The organism is Pseudomonas sp. WS 5071, assembly GCF_012985765.1.
GTDB classification, from domain to species: domain Bacteria; phylum Pseudomonadota; class Gammaproteobacteria; order Pseudomonadales; family Pseudomonadaceae; genus Aquipseudomonas; species Aquipseudomonas lundensis_A.
The window spans coordinates 75,118-100,771 of record NZ_JAAQWY010000015.1; the positions used below are offsets into that span (position 1 = coordinate 75,118).

The window sequence follows — 25,654 nt, forward strand, 5'->3', positions numbered from 1 at the left end:
GCAACGCAGGCATCCATCATGCCGGTGCGCCTTGCAAGGGCTTGCGCGCCACGACGTTGACAAGGGTTTCTTCGCGCTGGCCCACCGGTTTTGGGCGCCGCAGGCCCAAGCGCTCCAGCAGCCCGAAATCTTTTGAACGGCTCCACCACAGGTACGGGTACGACACGTTGCGCGCGTCAAATTCAAACCCTTGGTCGCGGATCATTTCGAGGTATTGCGCGGCACTTTTTTGCACGTGCATCGGGTGGCGGAACAGCCAGCGGATCACCCAGGTGTCGATGTAGGCTTCGGTGGACTCGGCAAACAGCAAATAACCGCCCGGCTTGAGCACCCGGTAAAACTCGGCCAGTGCGCGGTCCTGCTGCACCAAGTGGTGAAACGTCTGGTGACAGAACAGCAGGTCGACGCTGGCATCGGGCATGTCGAGTTCGGCGCAGTCACTGCCGATCAGTTCGATGTCTAGCCCCTGTCTTTTGGCTTCTTCGCGGCTCATTTCAAGGCTCAGCGGGTCGGCATCCAGACCGATCAAACGCTGGGGTGCGAAGGTTTTTTGCAGGTACTGGAACGACTTGCCCTGACCACAACCGGCGTCAAGCAACACCGGCGCAGATGGCAGCTCGTTACTGAAGAGGCTGCACAAGTCGTTGATGGCCACGCGCAACACGTGGTGCTGCCACGTGTGACTGCGCAAAAACCAAAAGCCGAAACGGGTTTCTTCAACGTAGGTGTCGCTCAGAGGTTTCATGCGGGCTCCGTGGCGCAGATATCTGACAGCATGCGCAACCGGCGCTTGGGTTCGCTGACAAAGGGGTTGCGTTCATCCCAGGCGTAGCCGGCCAGTATCGCGCTGATCATGCGGCGAATCTGGGGCGAGCTGCCGGGGTGGAAAATCACGTCCTGAAAGGTGCCGGCGTACCAGCCTTCGACATAGCAGCGGAAGGTGTCGACGCCGCGCTTGAGCGGGTCGGCAAACTCGGTTTGCCAGTCCACGGCTTCGCCTTGCAACTGGCGGTGCAACACGGCTGCGGCCATGCTCGCCGAGCGCATGGCGATGGTCACGCCCGAGGAGAACACCGGGTCGAGGAACTCGGCGGCGTTGCCCAGCAGCGCAAAACCCGGGCCGTGCAGGGTTTTGACGTTGGCCGAGTACCCGCCGATGGTGCGCGCCGGGGTGTCCCACACGGCGTTGGCCAGCACCCGTTGCAGGCTCGGGGTTTCGTCAATGAAGCTGCGCAGGCGCTCGTCGAGCTGCTCGCTGCGGCCTTCGAAAAGCTCCGCCGCCGCGACCACGCCCACCGAGCAGCGGCCATTGCTGAACGGGATGCTCCAGAACCAGATGTCGCGTCGGGTGGGGTGGGTGGTGACGAGAATTTTGTTGCGATCAAAACCTTCGCAATCGATACGGTCTTCGACGTGGGTGAACACCGCCTGACGCACCGGGAAATTGGACGGTGCTTCAAGGTCGAGCAGGCGCGGCAGCACCCGGCCATAGCCGCTGGCGTCGAGGATGAAATCGGTTTCGACCTGATAGCGGCTGCCATCCTCGCGCTCGATCTCCAGCACGGGTTTGACCGGTTCAATGTCGGTGGCAATCACGGTGTGGCCGTAGCGGATCTCAACCCCTTGCAACGCGGCCTGATCGGCCAGCAGTTTGTCGAAATCGGCACGCTGCACCTGAAACGTCGTGGGTTTGCCGTTGCTGAACGTGTCGCCAAAATCGAAGGCGCTGTACTGATCGCCCCAAGCGAACGCCGCGCCGTTTTTCACCTGGAAACCAGCGGCTTGCACGGCGTCCAGCATGCCCGCTTCTTCGATGAAATCGATGCAATGCGACAACAGGCTTTCGCCGATGGAGAAGCGCGGAAAGTGCTGGCGCTCGACGATCAACACGTCGTGGCCTTTGCGCGTGAGCAAAGCCGAGGCGATCGCGCCGGACGGCCCGGCACCAATGACCACAACCTGACGACGTTCCATTTCTACTACTGACACAAGGGCTCCTTGCCGGGGGTTACGGCAGACTTCAACGGGGTTTTATTCATACCCGCCAACGCCGGTAACAGCGTGGCGATCAGGCCCATCAGCATCAGCGCGAAATACAGCGCGGGGCTAATGAGCTGTTGTTGCAACAGCAGGTTGAGAAACACGATTTCGCTCAACCCGCGAATGTTCAGTAACAGGCTTTCACGCCAGCGGCTGGCACCGGCAAACGAGGGCGTGGCCCAACTCAGGCCCAGCCAGTTGCCCAGTACTTTGCTCACCACGGGCAACAGCAACAGGGCGCTCATTTGCAGCGGGCTGATGTTGCTCAGGGCACTGTGGACGTTGATCTGCACAATGCCGAACGTAAGAATCAGCGGGATCGCCAGCCAGGTTTGTAAACGTTCACGCCAGACAGCGTTTAACGGCATCACCAGCGGCACCTTGAGCGCAGCCATGCACAATAGATAGCCAACCCCGAAAATCAGCGCATTGAGGCGGTAATGCTCGGCCACCACCAACCCGGCAAAAAAAACCAGGCTGTAATACAACGGCTGACGAATCCGCAGGGCGCGCCCTAGCAGCGGCAGCAAGGCCCCGGCGAGCGGCAGCAGCAAACTGCCGAGGTCCAGACTGCCTTGCGCCAGCCCGAACAGGGTCCAGCACGTGAGGTCGATCAAGATTGCGCTTTGCACCAATCGCCGGGTGGCGGCGGGCGGATAACCGATGTGGCGCAGGTACAGGTACAGCACCGGGATGGCAGTAATGGCAAACACCAGACCCACGGCCAGCGAACTCAACCAGGGTTGTTCAGGCAACAGCCACACGGCGCAGGCCAGCCCGCAGGCGAAGGGCACGAGAAAGCTGGGCAGGGCGATCTTCACGCTTTGGCGGTCGAGGCGCAGGTCGATCACGTCGCTCAAAATGTGCCCCAGCAATAAGGCGAAACTCAGGCTGTACAGGCCCTTGAGCCAGGTCGGGGCGACCAGTTGCGCCCCGCTGAGGTGCCAGTGCGGTCCGATCCACAGCAGCATCAATAACGGCAAGCCGATGGATGCCAGCAGCAACTGGCTGACAATCGGGATCACACCAAACTGGCGACCCACGCGGGTTGCCAGCGCAAACAACGCCAACGCCAGCAGCCAAAACACCAGCGTCATCACGCGTTGTGCTCCTGACGTCCGGCCCACGGCGCGAGGATGAAACTGAACGCCAGCCCCAGGCTCACTGACAGGCCAAAGTTACTCACGGCAGGCGTGCTGGACACGGCCAGCAAGCCAAACGAGAGCCACGTTGTCAGCGCCGCCAGTAACGTGCCGAGCAGGCTGACGGCCGCGCCGCCGATTTGCTCGCGCATCAGAATCGCGTAATCGACGCTGATTGCTGTCACCAGCAACAGGCCGAAAAGGCTGAACAGGGTTAGGGGTTGGCCCAGCCAACCGAGGCTGGCGAGGCTGCACAGCGCGGCCAATAGGGGCAAGGCGACAATGCGCACAGCGCCGCCAAACCCGAACGGTGCGATCAGTAACAACACGATCAAGGCGCAAGACAACAGCTTGAGTTCGGCGGCGCTGAGTTGCGTGGCGGCGAACACCTTGTTCAAGTCCCCGAGGCGGTCCACCAGTTCGACGCCGGGCAAATCCTGGGCTTGTACCCGCAGCAGGATGGCATTGTTCAACCCTTGTAGGCTGACCATCGCGGCCACGCCATCAGCGTGATGCCCCAGCCACAACAAGCGCCACGGCTCGGCCAGCGGGCCGCTCAGTGCATCGTCGATACGTTGCTCGGGCAAGGCTTGCAGCTGGGCCAGTTCGTTTTGCAGTGCAGCCAGCGGCACGCCCAGTTCCAGCAACGGCTGCCAGTGTTGGGGCAACGCACTGAGCGCAGCCTTTACCTGCTGTTGCTCGCGGGGCTGGCTGACCAGTTGGTTTAATGCCAGATACCCCTGCAACTTGCCCATGCTGATCAATTGGTCGAGCCGTTCGCTGAGCGCGGTCTGGCGCTCAAGCAGTTGTTGCTCCGTGTCGGCGCGCACCAGAAAGAACTGGCTGGTGGGCTGATACCCGGTGATGCGAGCGATGGCTTGGGCTTGGGCCATTAACGACGGCGGCGCGCCGACCCATTGGCGGATGTCGTTTTTGCTGTTCAGTTGCCACAGACCGGCCGCGCAAAACATCAGCAACACGGCCAGCAGGGCCGGGGTCGGGATCTTTTTCAGCAAGGCTTCACGGGCGTTGAGCAGGGTCTGGGCGACGTTGAGGGGCCACTGCGCAGGTCGCAGTTCCACGCCTTTGAGCAAAGCAGGCAACAAGCAAACAGCGCTCAGGTAAGCACCGATCAGCCCGGCGGCAGAAAAAATGGCGATCTGGGTCAGTGCCGGAAACGGGGTAAAGGCCAGCGCCAGATAACCGATGCAACTGGTGGCCAGGCTCAGGCTCAGGCCGGGTAACGTCAGGCGCAGGGCAGGCCAGCTGCGCCAGGGTTTCAGGCTCCAGCTTTTGGACAGGTAATGCAGCGGGTAATCCACCGCCACGCCGATCAGGCTTGAGCCCAACACCAGCGTCATCACGTGCATGCTGCCGAAAAAGGCCACGCAGGCCACGGCACCGAACAGCATGCCCACCATCACCGGCACGAACGCCAGCAACACGCGCCAGCGGCGGAAGGCCAGCAGTAACAGCAGCAGGATGCCGGCGGTGGCGCCGCCGCCGACCCAGGTGATCTCACGGGTGGCTTGTTGCTGACCGCTGGCGGCGTACAGCAAACCGCTGGCCGCCAGCAGCTCGACCTGTTGTGTGGCGGCCTGCTCGCGGCTGTGCTCCAGCAAGGCGGCGACTTGCAAGGGCAGCGTCATGTCAAACGCGTTGCCTTGGGTTCGGGCGCGCACCAGCACCCAGCTTTTGTCGTCCGCATCAGCAATCAGCGCGCCGCTGCCGATGTCCAGCTGCACCGCGCCGCGCTGCGGCTGGCTGTTTTGAATACGCCCGGTCAGGCCCAGCCAATCGTCCTGGCTGGGCACCAGGCTGAACCCGGTGAAGGGGTCGAACAAGGCTTGAACCCGTTGCTGAATAAACGCGTCCGGGTGCTCGATCAACTGTTCGCGGTCGGCGGCCGAGAGCATCGCCAGCCGCCCGCGCAGCAGTTGTTCGCGCAGCGCCGGGAGATCGGCTTGCAGGTTCCATTGCACCGTTTCAAACAGCCCGCTGGCCTGCCATTGCTCACCCAACTGCTGGGCCATGCTAATGGCCTGCTGACGGTCCGCGCTGCCCACCAGCACCAGCATTTCGCTGTTCAGCGGCTCTTGCATGCGCTGTTCGGCGCGCAATTGCAGCGCGTCCGGGGCGTCACCGGGCACCAGTGCCATGAGGTTGGTCGACAAAGGCGCGCCATGGCGCCACTGCCAGCCCGCCACAGCAAGCACGGCCAGCAACAGAATCAAAAAGCCCCGTGGCAACCAGCGTTCACTGCGCAAAGTCGTGCTGCTCCGCTTCACTCAACGGTTGATCGCTGACACTGTTGAGCATTTTCAACAGCGTGCTGTCGCCTTGGGTTTCATGCAGCTCGATGCGCTGGACCAGTTTGCCGCCTTGGATGTCGATGTGGTTGAACACCTGTTTGAGCAGCAGTGAACGCGGGGTCAGGGTCAGGCTCCAGTGATCGGCTTGGCCGTGCAGTTGCAGGTCGAAATCCCGTTGCAGGCCGCTGCTGTCGCCTTGCAACACAGCGAGGAACAATCGGTTCTGTTCCGCCCCCGCGCTTTTGCCGGGGAGCATTTGCCACTGCGTGCCCTCACGCCGCGCGATGCCGAGGGCTGTGATGCGGTAATCCTGTTGCAAAGGCGATTTGAGTTGCCACAGCAGGCCGTGGTCCTTGGCCAGCACAAAGGTGCCGGTGCTGGTGAGGGGCTTGGGCAGGGCGCGCAGGTGCTTTTCCTGAATGAAGTCGCCGTGGATCACGGGGTGCCTGGCCAGTTGCTCGCTCAGCTGTTGCAGGTCGAAGGCGTGGGCCAGAGGGGTGAAGGCCAGCAATGCAGTGAACAGCATGCAGAGACGGGAGCGGCCCTTGCCCTGCGTGTGAGGGGTGATGGTGTTTAACTGCATCCTCATGGCAACACGCTCTCTACCGCATCGATAAAGCATTTTGGCGACACCAGTTGCATCTCGCGGCTGGCAATCTCGACGGCCACTTGCACAGTGCAGGCACGGGTCAAACGCTCCCCCGTGGCCAGGTCCGTGATCAGGTAGCTGATCTTCAAGCGGTTCTCCCACTCCACCAGGTTGGCACGCACGTTGATGCGCTGGCCAAACGTGGCGCCGCGCACGTAACGCAGTTGCAGGTCGATGACCGGCCACGCATAGCCCGCCTCCTGCATCCGGGTGTAGTTGTGGCCGATGTGGTCCAGCAGTGCACAGCGCGCCACTTCGAGGTATTTGACGTAATGCCCGTGCCACACCACGTGCATGGTGTCGATGTCGAAAAACGGCACCAACACTTCGGTATCAACGTGCAACACGCCTTTGCTACGCATGCAGCCTCCAGTGTTGTGCAGCGATGCGGCTTAGGCACAGGCGCAGTTCGCGTTCAAGGGCGCGGTCTTCGACCACGGGCGGGAAATCTTTGGCCAGTTCGGCGTGCATCGCTGCCAGGGCGGGTGGCAGCGGGCGAGCGTCTTCGGCGCGGCTGCGCAGCCAGACGCCCTGATTGGCCGCCAGCAAGGTGGCGGCGGCGACCTGTTCGGTCAGCTCCAGCACGCGGATCGCGTCACGGGCGGCGATGGTGCCCATGCTCACTTTGTCCTGGTTATGGCATTCGGTAGAGCGCGAGAACACGCTGGCGGGCATGGTGTTTTTCAACGCTTCGGCGGTCCAGGCGCTGGTGCCGATTTGCACGGCTTTGAACCCGTGGTTGAGCATGGCGCGTTCGGTGCTGGCCCCCGACAGGTTGCTCGGCAAGCCATGGTTGTAACGCACGTCCACCAGCAGCGCGAGCTGGCGGTCCAGTAAATCGGCAACGTTGGCGACCAGGGTCTTGAGGCTGTCCATGGCGAAGGCAATGTGCCCGCCGTAGAAATGCCCGCCGTGCAGCACGCGCTCTTCTTCAGCGTCGATGATCGGGTTGTCGTTGGCGCTGTTGAGTTCGATCTCGATAAACCCGCGCAGCCAGTTCAGGCTGTCGGCCAGCACGCCAAGTACATGGGGGGCGCAACGCAGCGAGTAACGGTCTTGCAGGCGATGCAGCGGCGCGGTCGGGGCGTCGATGGCCAAATCCTGACGAATCCACGCCGCCACTTGCATCTGCCCGGGGTGCGGCTTGGCGGCAAACAGGCGCTCGTCGAAGTGTTCCGGGTTGCCTTGCAGCGCTACCACGTTAAGCGCAGTGATGCGCGTGGCGAGTTTGAGCAGGTAATCGGCGCGGGCGTAGGCCAGGCACGCCAGCCCGGTCATGACGGCGGTGCCGTTCATCAGCGCCAGCGCTTCTTTGGGCCGCAGCACCAGCGGCGTCCAGCCCAGCTCGCGGTGCACGTCGGCCGAAAAGCGCTGCTCACCTTTGAACAGCACTTCGCGCTCGCCGGATAAGGTCGCCGCCACGTAGGACAACGGCGTCAGGTCGCCACTGGCGCCTACCGAGCCTTCTTCGGGGATCAGCGGCAGGATGTCGTGGGCGATAAAGGCCTGCAGCCGTTCCAGCAGCTCGATGCGTACCCCGGACACCCCGTGGCACAGCGACTGCAAACGCGCCGCCAGCACGGCACGGGTCGCCTGGGCATCGAGCAGTTTGCCCAATCCGCAGCCATGGAAGGTGTACAGGTGGCGCGGCAACGCTTCGACGTGCTCCAGTGGCACCGCCACCACGCACGAATCGCCGTAGCCGGTGGTCACGCCATAAATCACGCCTTCCTTGTCCAGCAGCGAGTCGAGAAAACGTGCGCCCTTGGCGATGCGCTCGCGGTATGGGGCGTCATCTTGCAGTCGGGTCGGCGCCTGACGATTGGCCAGCGCCAGCACGTCTTCAATGCGCAAAGGGGTTTGGCCGAAGGTTACTGGCTCATGCGGATGCGTCGTCATCGGTCTTCCAGAATGGGTAAAAGTTAAACCATTGGTGCGGCGCTTCGAGGCAGTAATGCCCCAGGCGCTCGGCGTAGCGGGCGGTCCAGTCTGCAATCACCTGCTCGCGGTCGCTGCGCCGCCAGTGCACGGCGTCGGCGAACGGTTCGAGGATCACGCGATAGCGGCCGGCCTGTTTCAGGCAGAACATCAGGTTGACCGGGCATTTCAACAGCCCCGCCAACAGCCACGGGCCTTGCGGAAAGGCGGCCGGATGGCCGAGGAAATTGACCTGCACGTTGCGCCCGCCATGCAGGGGCACGCGGTCGCCGGCAATGGCCAACCACTCGCCGTTTTCCAGGCGCTGGTTGAGTTGCAGCATCACCGCAGGGTTGAGTTCGCTGACCTGAATCAGCCGCAGGTGGCTGGCGCCGGCTTCGCCCAGCAGGCGGTTGAACTGCTCGGCATGCTTGGTGTGAACCAGCACATTCATGGTCACTTGCTCGCCCAGCTCTGCGAGGGCACGGCACACCTCAAGGTTGCCCAGGTGCGCGCCCACCAGCATTTGCCCGCGTTCGCCGCGGAGTTGGTCGCGCAGCCGCGCAGGGTCGACGATTTCGATGTCGTGGATGCTCAGCTTGCCGTTCCAGACATCGAGCTTGTCGAGCAAGGCGTCGGCAAAGCTCATGAATTGACCGAACACGCGGCGGCGTGTGGGGCGCAGCGATGCTTGCCCGCTCCAGTCGGCCAGACGCTGCTGGTATTGCCAGATGCTGCGCCGCGCGCGGCCGCCAAACAAAAAGAAGTACAGCACGATGGCGTACAACACCGGCGCGAGGACGCGACGGCCCAGCAGTTTGACGCCGAACGCGGTGAGCTTCATCAGCCGGAAACTGCCGCGCTCCTTGTGGTCAGCCCAATGCTGTTGTGGGTCGCTCATGCTGTGCAGCGTCTCCACAGAATGCTTGGTAACCGCAGCAACATGCCGAAAAACAGCCGGGTGTGCATGCTGGAAATCAGTGCGTTGTCGTGGAACAGACGAAAGTGCGAAAGCCCGTCCTGGGGGTAGTGCACACGGGTCGGCAGCCAGCGCATCGGCTGGTTACGCCAGGCCAGACGCACGAGAATTTCGGGGTCGAAGTCCATGCGTTTGCCCAGCTTGACCGCATTGATCAGCGCCAGGGTCGGGGTCAGCGGGTACACCCTGAAGCCGCACATCGAATCGGGGATCTGCAACGACAGGCTGTTGATCCATACCCAGACGTGGGTCAGGTAGCGCGCATACAAACGGCCTTTGGGCACGCTGGCGTCGTACTGTGGATAACCGCAAATCAGCGCGTCAGGGTTGTGCTGCGAGACGTGCAGAAACGTGGCCACATCCCGCAGGTCATGCTGGCCGTCGGCGTCCACTTGCAAGGCGTGGGTGAACCCCAGCCGCGCCGCTTCGCGCAGCCCGGCCATTACCGCACCGCCCTTGCCCTGATTGACCGCCAGGCGGATCAGGAAGACCTGTTCGCGCACCGCCAGTTGTTCAAGCACGGCGCAACAGGCCGGGCTGCTGGCGTCGTCTACCAATACGCACGGCAGACCGGCTGCGAGCAGCGCGTCGACCACCGCAGGTACGGCGGTTTCGTGGTTGTAGACCGGGATCACGGCACAGGGGTTATGCATGGGCGATGCCTTGTTAGCGGGCACGGTGTACCCAGTGAAGCCTGAAGACTTATCCACAGGCTGGTGCCAGGAGGATGCGGCCGCTGGAACACGCTGCCGTTTCGTTGCGGTAAGCGAAGTGCAGTTTCTGGCGTTCGTGGTCGAAGCGCAGGGTCAGTTCAATGGCATCGCCGGGGCGTACCAGTTGCTGGAATTTGAGCACTTCCATCCCGGCAAAGCGTGGCGGCAGGTCGAGCAGTTGCTGACCCAGCGCCAGCGCCCAATCGATTTGCACCACCCCCGGCAGCACGGGGGTTTTGGGGAAGTGACCACTGAAAAAAGCCAGGTCCGGCGGGATCGACAGGCTCAGCGTCCATTGGCCGTCGGCCTCGGTCTGGCTCAGGACGTCGGGCATTTTCGGGCGCGGTGCCAGCAACCAGGCATCGACCTGAGCCTGAGGCAGCTTGCCCTGGCTGGTGAGCGGCAAGTGGCTCAGCAAGCGCCAGCGGCGTGGCAAGGCCAGCGCTTCGCAGTGCTGGCTCAGGTGCTGGCGCAGGGTGTGGGTCAGCGTCCGGCGTCCGTGTTCGCGCAGGGCAAACAGACCGCTGGCACTGAGCACCAGCAGCGCGCCCAGCGACGCCCGGTTGTCGTTAACCACGCCCAGACGCGCTTCCGCCACCCAGTCGTGGTTGACCAGCGCCTGTTCCAGCATGGGCAAGGAAATGCGTTTTTCTTCGAGTTTGACGATGCGGTCCAGTCGGCCCAGCAGCTCAAAGCGCCCGTCAGCCTCAATGCGCGCCGCGTCGGCCGTGTGTTCGACATGGCCCGCGGGCAGGTACGCCGATGCAATGCGCAAGGCGCCGTCCTCGCCCTGACTCAGTTGCACATCGGCAAACGGCTGCCACAGGGTTTGGCCCTGGCGCCAGGCGATGCCGCCGGTTTCCGAGCTGCCGAGGATTTCGGTAGGCCACTGGCCCAGGCGTTCAAAGAGGGTGGCGGCTGCATCGGCTGGCAATGCGCCGCCTGATGAAAATACCCGGCGCACCTGGCTCAGGGCGGCCCAGTCGAGGTTGTCAGCGGTGCGTTTGAGCAAAGCCGGGCTGGCAATCCAGACGAAAGAAGGGTGCTCGCGGCTGGCGCGTTGCATGTCTTCGGGGAAGGCCAATTGACGGCGCACAAAGGGACGGCCCGCGCACAGAGGCCACAGCACGCGGAACAGCAACCCATAAATGTGTTGCGCCGCGACACTGGCGATGATGCACGCGTCGCCCAGTTCAGCCCCCCACAGCGCCTCCAGTGCCTGCACTTCATTGGCCATCTGGCGCAAACTTTTGTCGATACGCTTGGGCGCGCCGCTGGAGCCCGAGGTACATAGGCTGAGCTGGCAGGCGTCGAGGTCCAGTTGCGCCGCAGGCAGCGGGTCGGCGGACAGCCCGTGCAGATCACTGCTTTGCGTTATCCACAGGTCAACTTGAGCGTCCCAGCGTTGACGGGTTTGTGCTTGCAGGTCGGCGGGCAGTAATACGCTGACCCCGGCCCGCCATGCGCCCAGCAGCGTGACGGCCAGCTCGGCGGCGTCCTCTAGGTGCACAGCCAGGCGCTGCACACCGCGTTGTTGCAGGCCGCCGGCCAGGCGCAACGCCTGATCGCACAGCGCGGCGTGGTCCAGAGCGGGTTCAGCGGTGACGGTGCGTCTTGCCTGCCCCTTGAGCAACAAATGCTCAAGTTTTATCCAATTCATGCCCGGCCTCTTACCTGTTGTCGTATCAGCCATTCAATGGCAAACAGCAGCCCCATCAACCCGTAGGCGATCAGGCCGTTGTACAACGTCCACCAACTCAAAGGCGCCCACAGCGTCAAACTGGCGGCGACAAACCCGTTGAGCAGAAAAAACAGGCACCAGACCTTGGTCACCTGTCGCGTGTAGTAAATCGCGATGTCGGGCAGCACGGGTTCGCGCAGACGCGCCAGACGCTCGATCATCGGTGGGCCGAATTTCAGGCTCAAACCGAACAGGCTGAGCATGAACCCGCTGATCAACACCGGGTACCAGCGCAGCAGCGCCGGGCTGTTGAACAGCGCCAGCAGCGTGCAAAACACCAAGGCGACGACCGCCATCCACATGCTGGCGGGGCGACGCTCGCCGGTCAGTGCGCGGGCCAGCCACAGGCCACCGAGCAACAGCGCAAACTGCCACGGGGCGAAATGGGCCATGCCGAAATACACCGCGAAGGGGTACAGCAGTCCGGCCAACAACAGGCCAAGGCCAATCAGTCGACTCATGCGTCAGCGTGAACCAGACGGTAAACCGCCTCGACCACGTCATTGACGGTGCGCACCGACTTGAATTCGTCGGCGGCGATTTTTTTGCCGGTTTTGCGCTTGATGTGATCGATCAGGTCGACGGCGTCGATGCTGTCGATTTCCAGGTCCTGATACAGGTTGGCGTCCAGGGTGACGCGTTCGGGTTCAAGCTCAAAGAGTTCGACCAGAGCGTCGCGCAGGGTGTTGAAGATGTCGTCACGGGTTTGCATGGGTCGGTCTCAGGCTGCCTGTTTGGCCGTGACAAAAGCCGCAAGGCTGGCCACGTTGGAAAAATGATCGCGGGTGTCTTTGGCGTCGGCGTCTATTTTGATGCCGTAGGTTTTTTGAATCGCTAGGCCCAGTTCCAGCGCGTCGACCGAATCCAGTCCAAGGCCTTCGCCAAACAGGGTTTGCTCGTCGTCGATGTCGTGGGTGCTGATGTCTTCGAGGCCCAGGGCATCGATGATCAGCTGTTTAATTTGCGTGTTTAGATCGCTCATCTGTGGCGAGCTCCTTAATAAAGTAGTCATGCACGAAGTCATTGAGCAGGCGCGAGGCCTTGGGTGGCGGGCCTAGCGCAGCAAAGGTGTGTGGGTCTATATCGGCCCCCACGCGAAAACTGAAGTGCACGCGGCGATCCGGGATGCGATACCAGGGTTCGGCCTTGGTCAGCGTGGTCGGGCTGACTTTGATGATCACCGGTGTCAGAACCTTCGCACCCCGCAACGCAATCGACGCGGCACCGCGATGAAAGCCGGGTGTTTGCCCCGGCGGCGTGCGCGTGCCTTCAGGAAAAATAATCAGGGTCTGGCCTTCTTGCAGGGCGCTGGCGGCGGTATCCAGCATGTCGACACTGCCGTCATTGCTGATGTACTGCGTGGCGCGCACCGGGCTTCGGGTAAACGGGTTTTGCCAAAGGCTCTGTTTGACCACGCAATTGGCGTTTCTCACCAGCCCGATCAAGAAAACCACGTCGATCAGCGACGGATGGTTGGCGATGATCATTTGCCCCGGCCGCCCGAGCCGGTCGGCGCCTTGCACGTCATACGTCAGCACGCCCATGCGCGCCATCGAGCGGATAAACAGCCAGAACAGCCGACTGACGGTGGCGCGTGCGCGCTCGCGGCGACGAACGGCATTGCCCGGCAGGCAGCTCAAGAGGGGAAAGATGATTAAACGCAGGCCCAGGCAGCCCAGCCCGAACAGTCCGAAACTGAGTGCGGTGGCCATCAGGCGCCAATACCAGGCGTCGCGTCGCGCGCTCACAGGCTGCGTTGCCAGGTCCATACGCGGGTTTTCCAGGCGTGTTGGAATGAAGCCTGCTCGTCGAACAGGTGGCGCACCAGGTTCAGGGCGTGAGGCCACGGCGCTTTATCGGCGTCTGCCGGGCCCGTCTTGAGGGTCACTTGCCATTGCTGGCCAGGGGTCAGGAGCAGCCCCACGGCATAAGGGAAGGGCACATCATCGATCCAGGACGCGTAGGCGTCGGGCGGTTGTTCTTCGGTAATCACCAGCAAGACGGCTGGCGCGCCCTCATTGAGCAGCGCGCAGGCTTCAATCAGGCCGTGTTCCAGACCATCCCCAGCGGCAGCCAGCGCCGTCATCTCACTGGTTTCGCCGCGCAGGATCGACCACAGGCCAATCACCGCGTTATGCACCGACAGGCTGAACTGCGTGGGGGACAACGGCTGTTCGGCGGCCAGGTCGCTGAGGATGTCGAACGTGCGCGGGGTTTCACCGTGGCGGGAGACGAACACCAGGGGCAGCGCTGGATGGCCTTCAGCCAGTGGCCAGCCGACACTGAACGCCATGCGCGCCAAACGGCTCAGGCGGCGGCGCTGCATGGCGGGTAAAAACGAGACATCGGGGGCGGCACCGCTGGTGGCCAACAGGCCGGGTTGCTGGCTCCAGGCCTGCCAATCGGCCACGCTGTCGAGGCCCGGGGCCCAGGCGCGCCACGCGGCGATATTGAAATTGATCACTGGAGTTTCATCCCGCCTTTGCAGGCTTCCTTGATGCGAAAGTGGGCATCGATCGACGCCTCACCTGTAACAGAGTGGCGGCATTATCCCGGTGCAGTTGGCTGGTAGCAAATATTGCTTACAGTTTTAGTATGGTTTTTCCGCGATCTACAAAAAAGACACTGTCTTTTTGCCAGTATTGGTCTATGGGTAAGGCAAAGCTGTCACAGGAATGGGAGATATTCGTGAATATTCGAAGATAAGCGACCTGGAGCTGTAGTTCATTTCGCGACGAGGTAGCGAATACGCGCGAAGGGCATCTACACTCGGGCACTCATTGATACACGGAGGTTTTCAAATGCGTCGGGTGGTGTTCAATCAAAAAGGTGGTGTGGGCAAGTCCAGCATCGCGTGCAACCTGGCGGCCGTCAGCGCCAGCGAGGGTTACCGCACCCTGTTGGTCGATCTCGACGCCCAGGCCAACTCCACTCAATACCTCACCGGATTGACCGGCGACGACATCCCGATGGGGATCGCAGAGTTTTTCAAACAAACCCTGTCGGCCGGGGTCGGTAGTAAGAAGAATCGGGTCGACATTTACGAAACGCCTTTCGAAAACTTGCACGTCATTACGGCCACCGCAGAACTGGCGGACTTGCAGCCCAAGCTGGAAGCCAAGCACAAAATCAACAAGCTGCGAAAACTGCTGGATGAGCTGGCTGAAGATTACGACCGCATTTACATCGACACCCCGCCGGCGTTGAACTTTTATGCGGTATCAGCGCTGATCGCCAGTGATCGTGTGTTGATTCCTTTTGATTGCGACAGTTTTTCCCGCCAAGCGCTGTACGGGCTGCTGTCCGAAATCGAAGAGCTGAAAGACGACCACAATGAAGACCTGCTGGTCGAAGGCATCGTGGTCAATCAGTTTCAGGCTCGCGCCAGCCTGCCGCAGCAAATGCTGGAGGAGCTGATAGCCGAAGGCCTGCCGGTGTTGCCGGTCTACCTCAGCAGCTCAGTGCGCATGCGCGAATCGCATCAGGCCAGCCAGCCGCTGGTGCACTACGATCCCCGGCACAAGCTGACCCTGCAATTTATTGAGTTGCACGACTATCTGGATCAGAACGCTTAAGCGCTGATGCCCTGGCTTTGTAGCCAGGCCTTGAGTTGAGGTAACGGGAAGGCACCGCTCTGGCGGGCGATTTCCCGGCCGTTTTTGAACAGAATCAGGCTGGGAATCGAGCGGATGCCCAGTTGTCCGGCCAGTTGCTGATTGGCCTCGCTGTCGAGTTTGGCCAATCGGCATTTGCCCAGCAGTTGGCTCGCTGCCTGCTCAAACACGGGCGCAAACGACTTGCACGGCCCGCACCATTCGGCCCACACATCCAGCAACAACGGCAGATCGCCCTTGATCTGGCTGGCGTAGTCGGCCTGGTTTAAATCGAACGGTTTGCCCTGCAACACCGCATTTTTGCAGCGTCCGCATTTGGGATGTTCCCCCACGCGTGCGGCGGGAATGCGGTTCAAGCCGTTGCAGTGAGGGCAGGGGATCAGCAGCGGGTCGGTCATGGCAGAGCTCCATAAAAAAATTGATCACGACGAACGCAGGCTCGCGCTGCTCGGCAGCGGCCACAGGTCAGTGGCGTGCAAGTTCAGCAGATGAATGCTCAACCTGCCACTGTGAGGCAACGCGTGCCAAGGAAGTCCTGTCACGCATTGATCGCGTTTATGACGAACAACTGATCTCCAGGTGCTTGCCCCATTCCGGCGGGCGCTCGGCGTAGGCTTGCATACCCGGTTGTTCGGTAAAGGGCTGCGTCAACACCGCGTGCAGTCGGCGGACTTCGCTGTAGTCCCCGGCTTCGGCGGCGTCGATGGCTTTTTGTGCCAGGTAGTTGCGCAGGATGTACAGCGGGTTGACGGCGTGCATGCGTTCGCGCCGCGCCTGTTCGTCGGTATCGCCTTCTCGTGCAACCCGTGCCACGTAGTGCGCCGCCCATTCGTCGAAGCCTTTGAGGTCTACAAAGTCTTCGCGCAGGCGAGCCACGGCCTGTTCTGCCGGACGTTCACCTAACTGGCGGAAAAACAAGGTGTAGTCGATGGCACTGCCTTGCATCCGTTGCAGCAGCGTCTCGATCAATGCCTGATCCGCGTCTTCAGCGGTGGTCAGGCCCAGGCGGCGGCGCATCAGGTCCAGATAATGGGCTTGGTACAGCGGCAGGAACAGGCCGAGGGTTTCGCGCAGGGCGTCGACGCTGATGAACGGCGTCAGCGCTTGAGCCAGCGCGCTGAGGTTCCATTGGCCGATGGGCACTTGGTTGCTGAAGGCGTAACGCCCTTCGTGGTCGGAATGGTTGCAGATGAACTTCGCGTCGAAGTCGTCCAGGAAAGCGAATGGCCCGAAGTCGAAGGTAATGCCCAGTATCGACATGTTGTCGGTGTTCATGACGCCATGACAAAACCCGTAGGCCTGCCACTTGGCGATCAGTTCGGCATTACGCTCCACGATCTCGCGGAACATCGCCAGGTAGGGCTCGGGCTGTTCCAGGCATTCGGGGAAGTGCAGGGCCAGCACGTGTTCGCCCAGCTGTTTTTGCTGTTCCGGTTGCTGGGTGTAATAGAAGTATTCGAAATGCCCGAAACGGATATGGCTGGGTGCCAGCCGCGGCACCATCGCCGCGCGTTCCTGCTTTTCGCGCCACACCGGGGTGTCGGAGCCGATGACGCACAACGCCCGGCTGCTGGGGATGCCCAGTGCGTGCAACGCTTCACTGGCGAGGAACTCGCGGATCGAGGAGCGCAAGACAGCGCGGCCATCGCCCATGCGCGAGTAGGGGGTCATGCCCGCACCTTTGAGGTGCACGTCCCAATGCTCGCCCGCGTCGTTGTACACCTCGCCCAGCAGCAAGCCGCGGCCGTCGCCCAGTCGCGGGTTGTAGGAGCCGAATTGATGACCGGAATACACCATGGCACGCGGCTCGGCGTCGGCCCACAGCGTGTGCCCGCCAAACAGTTGCGCGAACACCGGATCGTCAGCCACGGCCGGGTCAAGATCAAGCAACGCCATGGCCGATTCGCTGGCCACCACCACGCGTGGCGCGTCGATGGGTTCAGGCAGAACGTGGGTCGAAAACCCGTCGCCCAAGCGAGCAAAACGGTTGTCGAAGGTCAGTTCGTCGAGGGCTTTCAATGGCCTTCTCCCACATGAATTAAAGATAAGTCGCGTTGCAGTCGCAGCCGCAGGTTACAAAGGGTTGCCGGGCAACCCCTGGTCCTGAAGCCCCCGTCGCCCGCTGCCTATAGGGTTTTGGGTGCGCTGTCGGGCTTGTCCAGTTGCGGCGGCGGGTTCGGCACTTCTGGTCCGACCGGCACCAGCTTGTATTCCTGGCCCTGCAAGTTCTTGAGGTACACCTCCATCTGTTGGAACGAGATGTTGATGTTGTGGTTCTTGAACTCGCGGTTGATGAAGCGGTTGACCTCATCAATCACCGGGTTACGGTCGCCCAGGTCGCGAACGTGCATGCGCAGCTCATGATCGAGGGTGCTTTGCCCGAAGTTGAGGAAGTAGACGTGCGGCTCCGGGTCTTTAAGCACCCGCGGGTTTTCTTGTGCGGCTTTGAGCAGCAGATGCTTCACCAGGTCCAGGTCAGAGCCGTAATCGACCCCCAGCTTGAGGGTCACGCGGGTGATGGTGTCGGTCAGCGACCAGTTAATCAATTGACCGGTGATGAACGTTTTGTTCGGGACGATGATGTCTTTGCGGTCGAAATCCGTAATGGTGGTGGCGCGGATGCGGATTTTGCTCACGGTGCCGGAGAGGTTGCCGATGGTGATGGTGTCCCCGATACGCACCGGGCGTTCGAACAGAATCATGATGCCGGAGATGAAGTTGGCGAAAATCTCTTGCATCCCGAAGCCCAGGCCTACCGACAGCGCGGCCACCAGCCACTGCAACTTGTCCCAGCTCACGCCCAGGGTCGACAGGGTGGCGACAAAACCGATGCCGACGATCACGTAAGTCAGCAGGGTTGTGGTGGCGTAAGCGCTGCCTTGCCCGAGATCGAGCCGCGACAGCACCAGCACTTCCAGCAGCCCCGGCAAGTTGCGCGCCAGGGCGATGCTGATGCCGATGATCACCAGTGCACCAATCACGTCACCGATGCTGATGGGTACCATGCTGACGTTGGCGCCGGTGCCGCTGGTGTATTCGTACAGGGTGATGTTGTCGAGGTAGGAAAACACTGAAATCAAGTCTGCCCATACCCAGTACAAGCCACCGACAAACGCTGCGAGCAGCGCCAGGCGAATCAGCCTCAGCGATTGCTGGTTGACCTGCTCAATATCCAGCGTGGGTTCTTCGATGATGATGTCGTTGCCTTCGCCTGCTTCCTTGGCGGCCTGGCGTTTTGCCAGTGCGCGCTGATAAGCCAGACGGCGGGCAGCAACGGCAAGCCCGCGTACAAAGGCGGCTTCTGCCACCAGCCAGAACATCAGCAGGTAAAGCGTGTTGATCAGGCGGTCGCTGAGTTTGAGGGCGGTGTAGTAGTAGCCGAAGCACACGGCCACAAACAGTGCGAGTGGCAGCAGGGCGAAGGCGAAGCCCAGCAGTTTGCGCAGGCGGTAGGCTTTTTTATCGGTCTCGAAGTTGTTGAGCAGCAGGCGGCACAGCAGCCACGCCATGGCGGCGTAACAGCTCAGCACGATTACGATGCCCAGCACGTCGTCGGCCAGCGCGGCCGGTTGTTGTTCGGCAAATGCCACCACGGCCACCAGCGCTAGGACCACAAAACCCAGTTTGCGCACCCAGCGTTGCAGGAACTCGACCAGCGGTTTGGCCCAGCGGAAATGCAATTCGGCCACGCCACCCGGCGCCAGAATGCGGTACGCGGTGTAGAACACCAGCCAGGCCTGAGCCATCTGGATCAGTGCTGCGCCCAAGTTGGCATTCATGCCACGGGCATCGGTTTGCAGGGCATAGCCGCACAGGGCCAGCGCCAGTGAAATCGGCATGGCCAGCAGGACATTGATCAGGATTGCCATCGGGGTGTGCCATTGGCTGTCACGTTTGAAGTGGCCAATGTCCTGATGGATTTTGTTCAACTTGCCGTAGAGGTAACGGCGTTTCCACAGCAACGCCACGATCAACAATGCCAGTGGCGAAAACAGCCACGGTCGCTGGGCGAGACCATCGCGAAGCTCGCTCAGGCCGGAGGTCCAGGGCAAGGTCAGCAGTTGCTGTTTGAGGTAGTGCGGGGCCGTCTCGAGCCACTCCAGATCCAGCGGCTTGTTGCTGGGTATCCAGAACATTTGCTCATCGAGCGTGGCGCGCAGGCTTTGGGCAGTGCTGAGCAGCTGCTTCTGGTTCAGTTGCAGGGTGATGGTTTCGTTGAGCAGCGCGCTCAATTCGCGGTTCAGGCGTTCCAGCAATTCGCCCCGGGTGCCCACCAGTTCCAGCAGGGTTTTGCGCAGTTGCGGGGTGACTTGATCGGCCGGTTGGGTGCTGAGCAGGTTGTCCACATAGGCAACCGGGTTGCTGATCAGTTCGCGCTGCTGGTTGATCTCAAATTGATACAGACGGATGTCAGCGATTTCGTCTGCCAGGTTTTTGTCCATCTTTTGCAGACGCGGCAGCGCTTGTTTCTGTTTGTAGAGGATCTTGGACAACAGAAGGCTGCCCTTCAGCACGCTGATTTGCTCATCCAGCGCCTGATCGCTTTGGGTGACGTTATCCAGTTGTTGTTTGGTTTCGAGGTTCTGCTGCGTGACCTCGTTCAAGCGGTCGGTGCTGCGCAACAGGTAGTCGGAGAGCTTGAGGTTCAGCGCGCTCTCGGTGGCCAGCAGGCTGCTGCTCCCAGACTTTTGCGCTTCCAGGGATTGCTGGGTCACGGTTTGTTGCGATTGCGCTAGGCGTTTCTGGTTGATCAGGGTTTGCAGCTCCTGAATCTCCTGGTCCTGACGCGCAGTTTTTTCCACAAGGAGGTCATGCTGGCTGCCGCTCAGGTCTTGCAGCAGGCTGTTGCCCGCCAGTTCCTGACGGCGCAAGGCAATCAGAGACGTCAGTGCCGAGGATTCGGCGTTGAGCAGGTTTCGCTGGTCTTGCGTCAGCACTTTGCCGTTATCGCGACCCAGCTTGAGGATGTTGTTGATTTGCTGGATACGTGTCTGGCTGGTGCTGATCTCGGCCTGCGCCCGTTCAGGTCGGGTTTGGGCGGCGATGGTCATGCTGTTGGCACTGGCCAGGGATTTTTGCAATTCGCCCTGCTGCGTGGTGCGATCCGCCACCAGTTGCTCTAGCTCGGGCACGCTCAGGCTTTTGTAACGCTGAGCGACCGGAACAACAGTGCTGGCCTTGAGTCGCGCCAGTTCACGCTGATTTTCGAGGGTTTGCTGCTGCGCAGTGCCGAGCAGTTGTTTGACCTCGCTCAGGCTCTGGTCGTAATCCGCCTTGTTGGCCAACTGGGCCAAGGTCTTTTCGAGGATCGCTTGCAGGGCCTTTTGGTCGGCGTCAGGCAGCTTTCGATCGGCAATTTTGTCCAGGCTTTGCTGAACCGACTCGGTGGTCAGGGGTTCAGCCGCCTGCAGCGAACCCACACAAAGGCTCAGGCCGAGCAGGACGGTGGCGAAAAACGTGCGCAGAGTAGGCATAGATACCGGTCATACAAGGGGCGGAAGGGGGCAGTTTAGAGGAACAACCCCGGACCCGGGGCACTTCCTTCGGGGAATCTGACGCCCACTTTGGCGATCTTGTTCCCGTCCATCACCGCCACGGTCCAAATGGTGTTGTTCCATTCCACCTGGTCGCCCACGACGGGCGCGCCGCCGACCTTCTGCGCAATGAAACTGCTCAGCGGCAAGTTGGGGTCGATACCGTCGAGCTTGAGGCCATATAGCGCTGACACCGCGCCCAGATGGGCGTCGCCCTCAAGCACGAAGTCACCGAAAAAGCGCAGGTCCAGGCCACGGGTCGGTGGTTGGCTGAACAATTTGCCGAGGGCGGGCAGGTTGTGTTCATGGCCGATCACGCAGAGCAAATCGCCAATTTCGAGGGTCGTACTGCCCGACGGATGGAGCAGTTGCTGGCCGCGAAACAGGGCAGCGATGCGAGTCCCCTCGGGCATTTTCAATTCACGCAAAGCGGCGCCGATGCACCAGTTTTGTGCGTCAAGACGGTACACAAACAGCTCCCACTCGCTGGTCACGTGAACCTCAAGGGCTGCGCGGGAGATGGGGGCCAGGTCGGGCGGTACTGTCACTTTCAGCAGTTTGGCGACCCACGGCAGGCTGGTGCCCTGCACCAACAGGGAAACCAGCACGATAAAGAAGGCGAGGTTGAAATACAGCTGCGCATTCGGCAGCCCGGCCATCAGCGGGAACACGGCAAGAATGATCGGCACCGCACCGCGCAGCCCGACCCACGAAATAAAGACTTTTTCACGGGAGTGGAAGGCTTTGAAGGGCAGCAGGCCCACCACCACGGACAGCGGGCGGGCGAATAGAATCATCCACAACGCCAAGGCCAGTGCCGGGACCGCGATGGGCAGCAAGTCGTGAGGCGTGACCAGCAACCCCAGCACCAGGAACATGCCGATCTGTGCCAGCCAGGCCATGCCGTCGAGCATGTGCAAAATGCCGTGGCGGCTGCGGATCGGGCTGTTGCCGATCACCAGGCCACACAAGTACACCGCGAGGAAGCCGCTGCCGTGCAGGGCGTTGGTGAGTGCAAACACCACCAGACCGCCCGCCACCACCAGAATCGGGTACAGGCCGTTGGCCAGATTAATACGGTTGACCAGTTGCAGCATCATCCAGCCACCCGCCAGACCGATGGCGCCGCCAATGCCGAACTCACGCAGCAAATTAAGCAGCAAACTCCAGTGCAGGCTGGTTTCGCCACTGGCCAGCATGTCGATCAGGGTCACAGTGAGGAACACGGCCATCGGGTCGTTGCTACCGGACTCGATCTCGAGGCTGGCCGACACCCGTTCGTTCAGCCCTTTGCCGCCGAGCAGTGAGAATACCGCCGCGGCATCGGTAGACCCGACGATGGCACCGATCAGCAGGCCTTGAATCAGGTTCAGGTTGAACAGCCAGGCGGCCATCAGGCCGGTCAGTCCGGTGGTAATCATTACCCCGACCGTGGCCAGCGATAACGCAGGCCAGAGCGCGACGCGGAAACTGGAAACCCGGGTTCGCAAGCCGCCGTCGAGCAGAATCACGGCCAGTGCCAGGTTGCCCACCAAATACGCCGTCGGGTAGTTGTCAAAAATAATGCCGCCGCCGTCGACGCCAGCGGACATGCCCACGGCCAGAATGATCACCAGAATCGGGATCCCCAGGCGCGAAGAGAGTGAACTCACCAGAATGCTTGCACCCACCAGCAACGCGCCGATCAAGAACAGGCTGTTGATGGTCGTCGCATTCAAAGGCAGTACTCCAGAAAACTCAAAGGCAGGGCGCATACCGATCTAGCAGTTTGCGTGCCAGCGATTCTAACCTGCGCGATTGCCGGGCTGTCAAAAAGGTTTTGCGAGAGGACTGTCGAAGGCCCTCAAGGCAGATCGGCTCGATTCTTTTGAAAGTTTGGGAGTCTTCCTACAACGACTCTTAGGGTCTATCCGTTAGCGTTCACCTTCTTTGCCGAGGGGTGGCTTCATGATCGGGCGCACCCTCAGTTTCTAAGGAACCAAGGATGTCCACCTTTACCCGCCAAACCCGCTTCGAGCTCACCCTCATGGGCAACGACCAGCCCTTCTCGGTGCTGGCCTTCAAAGGTGAAGAGGCCATCAGCGAGCCGTTTTCATTCGACATTGAACTGGTCAGTGAGCGGGCCAGTCTTGACCTCGACGCCCTCCTGCACCAGCCAGCCTGGCTCTCGTTTTCATCCCGCCACGGCATTCACGGGCAGATTGAGCGCATTACCCGCGCCAGCACCGGAAAACGCCTCACGCATTACAGCCTGACGCTGGTCCCCAGGCTGGCTTACCTCGCACATCGCACCAACCACCGGATTTTCCAGCGCCTGACCGTGCAGCAGATCATCGGGCAAGTGCTCAAGGAGCACGGCATTTTCAACGATGCCTACGTGTTTGCCGGGTTCTCGGATTACCCGGCTCGCGACTATTGCGTGCAATACGGCGAGTCGGACCTGCACTTCATCCAGCGCCTGTGTTTTGAAGAAGGTTTTCACTATTACTTCAAACATGCGTCTGACAGCCATGTGCTGGTATTCGGTGACAAGCAGCAGGCGTTTACCCCACTCAAAGCGCCGACGCCCTACGTGCCGGGGAGCGGCATGGTTGCGCAAGGCCCTGCGGTCAATGACTTTCAGATGAGCCTGCACGCGTGTACCAACAGCACGTTTACCCGCGATTACGATTTCGAAAAAGCCGGACGCACCCTCGAGGCAGCTAGCCATTCGCCCTCCAGGATGCGCCCGCTTGAACGCTACTCCTACCCCGGCCACTTCACCCGTGAGCAAGAAGGCAAGCGCCACAGCCTGCGCGCACTGGAACGCCATCAATCCCGACACTGCGTGGTCAGCGGCAAGAGCGATCAGCCCGCGTTACTCAGTGGCCATTTTCTGACCCTCAGTGAGCACCCGACCGCCGCCCACAATGGGCAGTGGCTGCTGACCCGCGTGCGGCACGAAGGGCACCAGCCTCAAGTGCTGGAAGAAGTCGCGTCAGCCGCCGGTGAAGGGTTTCAGGGTTATCGCAACACCTTTGAGGGAACGCCGGAGATCGCCAGCTTTCGTGCCCCGAGGGTGTACGAAAAGCCGCGCATTTACGGCAGCCAGACCGCCCGCGTCACGGGCCCGGCGGGTGAAGAGATCCATTGCGACGCGTATGGCCGGGTGCGGGTCAAGTTTCATTGGGACCGCAGCCCTGACACCGATGCGCGCAGCAGTTGCTGGCTGCGGGTTTCGTCGAGCTGGGCGGGGGAGCGCTATGGCAGCGTTACCGTCCCGCGCGTCGGCATGGAAGTGCTGGTGGACTTCGTCAATGGCGACCCGGACTGCCCGATCATTTCCGGGTGCCTGGCCAACAGCCTTAACCCGTTGCCGCTGGATTTACCGGCCAACAAGACCCAAAGCGTGTTTCGCAGCCGCAGTACCCCCGGCGGCAACGGTTACAACGAGTTGCGCATCGAAGACCGCAAAGACCAAGAGCTGATTTACCTGCATGCGCAGCGTGACCTCGAACAACACATCAAGCATGACTGCCGCTTGCAGGTAGACGGCCAGCGCGAAGAAATCGTGAGCGGCAACAGCATCAGCGTGCTGGAGGCTGACGAACATCGCACCATCAGCGCGGACCGCAACGTGCAGATCAAGGGCAGCGACCACCTGCAGGTCGCGAGCAGCGTTCATACCTTTGCCGGGCACCGCGTCCTGACGCAGGCCGGGCAGGAAGTCCACCTCAAGGCCGGGGCCCTGGTGACGTTGGATGCAGGCGCGAACCTGACGTTGATGGCAGGCGGTCATCATCTCGTGATCAATGCGGCGGGCATTTTTTGCAGCACACCGATCCAGTTGGGGGGCGTGCCGATACCGGGCACGCCCGCCTTGCCGCTAGCGCCGGGCGAGGTAAAGGGCTTGCAAAGTGTTGAGCTGGACCCGGCGACTCAGTTGCAAGCGTTGTACCTCAAGGCACCTGCGTGCCCGCAATGCGAAATTTTGAAAAAACCCCTTTCAGTGGGAGGTGCGCATGCTGACGCCTGACACATTGCCTCGCGACCTGCCCTGGCAAGGCAATGCCTACTTGTTGCTGGATGGCATCAGTGTGCAAAACCTGCGAGTCCGCTTGCACGAGTGGTTTGGTGCCCCGGATTTCCAACTGCTGTATGCCAGCACACCGCTGGCGTCCTGCAACCTTGTGTCTCCTTGCCTGATCACGCTGGATGGGCCGCAAATGCCCGGTTTGCGTCCTTATTTTTCGCACATTGCTGAAGAGTGGGGCTATCTGATTTTCAGCCGTGCCAGCGCACTCGAGGTCATCTGTCATTTGCGTGCGCTGCTGAATGCGCAATACCCGCACGGGCCGAACGTCTGGTTGCGGGTGGCCGATCCCGCCGTCATGCATGCCTTGCTCACCCATGCTGCCGCTACGCAGCGCACGCACGTGTTCGGGCCTATGGAGCAGGTGGTGCTGCCGGATGCGATCAGTAATAAGTGGCACCAACACGTGCGCAGCGGTGACATACCGCAGCCCTTGACGGCGCAACCTTATGCCTTGTGTGAGCGCCAGGTGGCTTTGCTCGATGAGGTGCGTCTGCGGGCTACATGGAGAAGCCTGCATGAACATGTGCAGGAAAAATTCCCGAACCTGCCAATCGGCCAAGACGCGCAAACACGCTGGGAGTGGATTCGCCAGGTGACCGAGGACGCTTATGCTTTGGGGTTCAACAGCGAACATGACATCTGCCTGTACGCCAATGTGCAGGTGTTATTGGGTGATGACGCGCTGGAGTCCCATCCCGACATCGCCGGGTTGCTGACCCGACCGTCCTCACTCACGCCGACCCAACGTATTACCCAGGCCGCCGAACAGGCGCTAGCCCGCAGCGGCTACGTTGAGGAGCCCAAGGCATGAGCGCACCGCGTCCAAATTCCACTCATAGGGATATGAGGCCTGAGTTCCCGTCACCGGGTTCGGGCTCAACAGCCGAGTCCTCCTAATGAGTGGGATTTGTCCTGCATAAAGTTCGGAGCGGGACGAT

At 61.3% G+C, this 25,654-nt stretch carries 22 protein-coding genes; 3 read left to right on the forward strand and 19 right to left on the reverse strand.

Going from position 1 to position 25,654, the window contains the following annotated elements; translation table 11 throughout:
• Positions 1-16 precede the first annotated feature (16 nt).
• Genes HBN61_RS11410 through HBN61_RS11480 form a run of 15 tightly spaced genes read right to left on the reverse strand, consistent with a single transcriptional unit; the run spans position 17 to position 13,957 of the window.
• Positions 17-745, reverse strand: a complete 729-nt coding sequence (locus HBN61_RS11410; protein ID WP_094993666.1) for a class I SAM-dependent methyltransferase — start codon at positions 743-745, stop codon at positions 17-19.
• Complete coding sequence (locus HBN61_RS11415) at positions 742-1,989, reverse strand: NAD(P)/FAD-dependent oxidoreductase (RefSeq protein WP_094993665.1); 1,248 nt, start codon at positions 1,987-1,989, stop codon at positions 742-744. The genes HBN61_RS11410 and HBN61_RS11415 overlap by 4 nt, the downstream gene beginning before the upstream one ends.
• Positions 1,980-3,140: a sodium:proton antiporter gene (locus tag HBN61_RS11420; protein WP_170046802.1), complete on the reverse strand. Its 1,161-nt coding sequence runs from the start codon at positions 3,138-3,140 to the stop codon at positions 1,980-1,982. Before HBN61_RS11420 ends, HBN61_RS11415 begins: the two co-directional genes overlap by 10 nt.
• On the reverse strand, positions 3,137-5,449 hold the full coding sequence (locus HBN61_RS11425) for an MMPL family transporter (protein WP_170046803.1): 2,313 nt from the start codon (positions 5,447-5,449) through the stop codon (positions 3,137-3,139). Before HBN61_RS11425 ends, HBN61_RS11420 begins: the two co-directional genes overlap by 4 nt.
• Entirely contained in the window at positions 5,439-6,020 is a 582-nt protein-coding gene (gene apeL, locus HBN61_RS11430; RefSeq protein ID WP_249275358.1) for an ApeL family LolA-like protein, read from the reverse strand. Before apeL ends, HBN61_RS11425 begins: the two co-directional genes overlap by 11 nt.
• Positions 6,021-6,079: 59 nt before the next feature.
• Positions 6,080-6,505 (reverse strand): acyl-CoA thioesterase, encoded by a 426-nt coding sequence (locus HBN61_RS11435; protein WP_094993662.1) that lies wholly within the window; start codon positions 6,503-6,505, stop codon positions 6,080-6,082.
• Entirely contained in the window at positions 6,498-8,042 is a 1,545-nt protein-coding gene (locus HBN61_RS11440; protein WP_170046805.1) for an HAL/PAL/TAL family ammonia-lyase, read from the reverse strand. The genes HBN61_RS11435 and HBN61_RS11440 overlap by 8 nt, the downstream gene beginning before the upstream one ends.
• Positions 8,023-8,961 (reverse strand): lysophospholipid acyltransferase family protein, encoded by a 939-nt coding sequence (locus HBN61_RS11445; protein ID WP_094993660.1) that lies wholly within the window; start codon positions 8,959-8,961, stop codon positions 8,023-8,025. The genes HBN61_RS11440 and HBN61_RS11445 overlap by 20 nt, the downstream gene beginning before the upstream one ends.
• Positions 8,958-9,692 carry a glycosyltransferase family 2 protein gene (locus tag HBN61_RS11450; protein WP_094993659.1) on the reverse strand — a complete coding sequence of 245 codons (735 nt, stop codon included), beginning with the start codon at positions 9,690-9,692 and terminating at the stop codon, positions 8,958-8,960. The genes HBN61_RS11445 and HBN61_RS11450 overlap by 4 nt, the downstream gene beginning before the upstream one ends.
• 49 nt (positions 9,693-9,741) lie before the next feature.
• Entirely contained in the window at positions 9,742-11,412 is a 1,671-nt protein-coding gene (locus tag HBN61_RS11455) for an acyl-CoA synthetase family protein (RefSeq protein ID WP_170046806.1), read from the reverse strand.
• A complete protein-coding gene (locus tag HBN61_RS11460) occupies positions 11,409-11,954 on the reverse strand; it encodes a COG4648 family protein (RefSeq protein ID WP_170046807.1) in 546 nt (181 codons plus the stop codon). Before HBN61_RS11460 ends, HBN61_RS11455 begins: the two co-directional genes overlap by 4 nt.
• Positions 11,951-12,205 (reverse strand): acyl carrier protein, encoded by a 255-nt coding sequence (locus HBN61_RS11465; protein ID WP_094993656.1) that lies wholly within the window; start codon positions 12,203-12,205, stop codon positions 11,951-11,953. Before HBN61_RS11465 ends, HBN61_RS11460 begins: the two co-directional genes overlap by 4 nt.
• A gap of 9 nt (positions 12,206-12,214) precedes the next feature.
• The gene (apeE, locus tag HBN61_RS11470) at positions 12,215-12,475 is read right to left on the reverse strand and encodes an ApeE family acyl carrier protein (RefSeq protein WP_047273033.1); all 261 of its coding nucleotides are present in this window, start codon (positions 12,473-12,475) and stop codon (positions 12,215-12,217) included.
• Positions 12,450-13,262 (reverse strand): lysophospholipid acyltransferase family protein, encoded by an 813-nt coding sequence (locus HBN61_RS11475; protein WP_169965909.1) that lies wholly within the window; start codon positions 13,260-13,262, stop codon positions 12,450-12,452. Before HBN61_RS11475 ends, apeE begins: the two co-directional genes overlap by 26 nt.
• Positions 13,238-13,957 (reverse strand): beta-ketoacyl synthase chain length factor, encoded by a 720-nt coding sequence (locus HBN61_RS11480; RefSeq protein WP_094993654.1) that lies wholly within the window; start codon positions 13,955-13,957, stop codon positions 13,238-13,240. Before HBN61_RS11480 ends, HBN61_RS11475 begins: the two co-directional genes overlap by 25 nt.
• 337 nt (positions 13,958-14,294) lie before the next feature.
• Here HBN61_RS11480 and HBN61_RS11485 point away from each other — a divergent pair, with 337 nt between their 5' ends.
• Entirely contained in the window at positions 14,295-15,068 is a 774-nt protein-coding gene (locus HBN61_RS11485) for a ParA family protein (RefSeq protein ID WP_094993653.1), read from the forward strand.
• Here the strand turns inward: HBN61_RS11485 and trxC are convergent.
• The 4 genes from trxC to HBN61_RS11505 form a co-directional block, all read right to left on the reverse strand.
• Complete coding sequence (trxC, locus tag HBN61_RS11490; protein ID WP_094993652.1) at positions 15,065-15,505, reverse strand: thioredoxin TrxC; 441 nt, start codon at positions 15,503-15,505, stop codon at positions 15,065-15,067. The genes HBN61_RS11485 and trxC overlap by 4 nt on opposite strands.
• A gap of 157 nt (positions 15,506-15,662) precedes the next feature.
• On the reverse strand, positions 15,663-17,126 hold the full coding sequence (gene selO, locus HBN61_RS11495; RefSeq protein ID WP_094993651.1) for a protein adenylyltransferase SelO: 1,464 nt from the start codon (positions 17,124-17,126) through the stop codon (positions 15,663-15,665).
• A 107-nt stretch (positions 17,127-17,233) separates the two neighbouring features.
• Positions 17,234-20,581 (reverse strand): mechanosensitive channel MscK, encoded by a 3,348-nt coding sequence (gene mscK / locus HBN61_RS11500; protein ID WP_094993650.1) that lies wholly within the window; start codon positions 20,579-20,581, stop codon positions 17,234-17,236.
• A 35-nt stretch (positions 20,582-20,616) separates the two neighbouring features.
• On the reverse strand, positions 20,617-22,359 hold the full coding sequence (locus HBN61_RS11505) for a potassium/proton antiporter (RefSeq protein ID WP_170046808.1): 1,743 nt from the start codon (positions 22,357-22,359) through the stop codon (positions 20,617-20,619).
• Between the two features lie 266 nt (positions 22,360-22,625).
• Between HBN61_RS11505 and HBN61_RS11510 the strand changes: the two genes are divergently transcribed.
• Entirely contained in the window at positions 22,626-24,656 is a 2,031-nt protein-coding gene (locus HBN61_RS11510) for a type VI secretion system Vgr family protein (protein WP_170046809.1), read from the forward strand.
• Entirely contained in the window at positions 24,643-25,527 is an 885-nt protein-coding gene (locus HBN61_RS11515; RefSeq protein WP_170046810.1) for a DUF4123 domain-containing protein, read from the forward strand. Before HBN61_RS11510 ends, HBN61_RS11515 begins: the two co-directional genes overlap by 14 nt.
• Positions 25,528-25,654 lie beyond the last annotated feature (127 nt).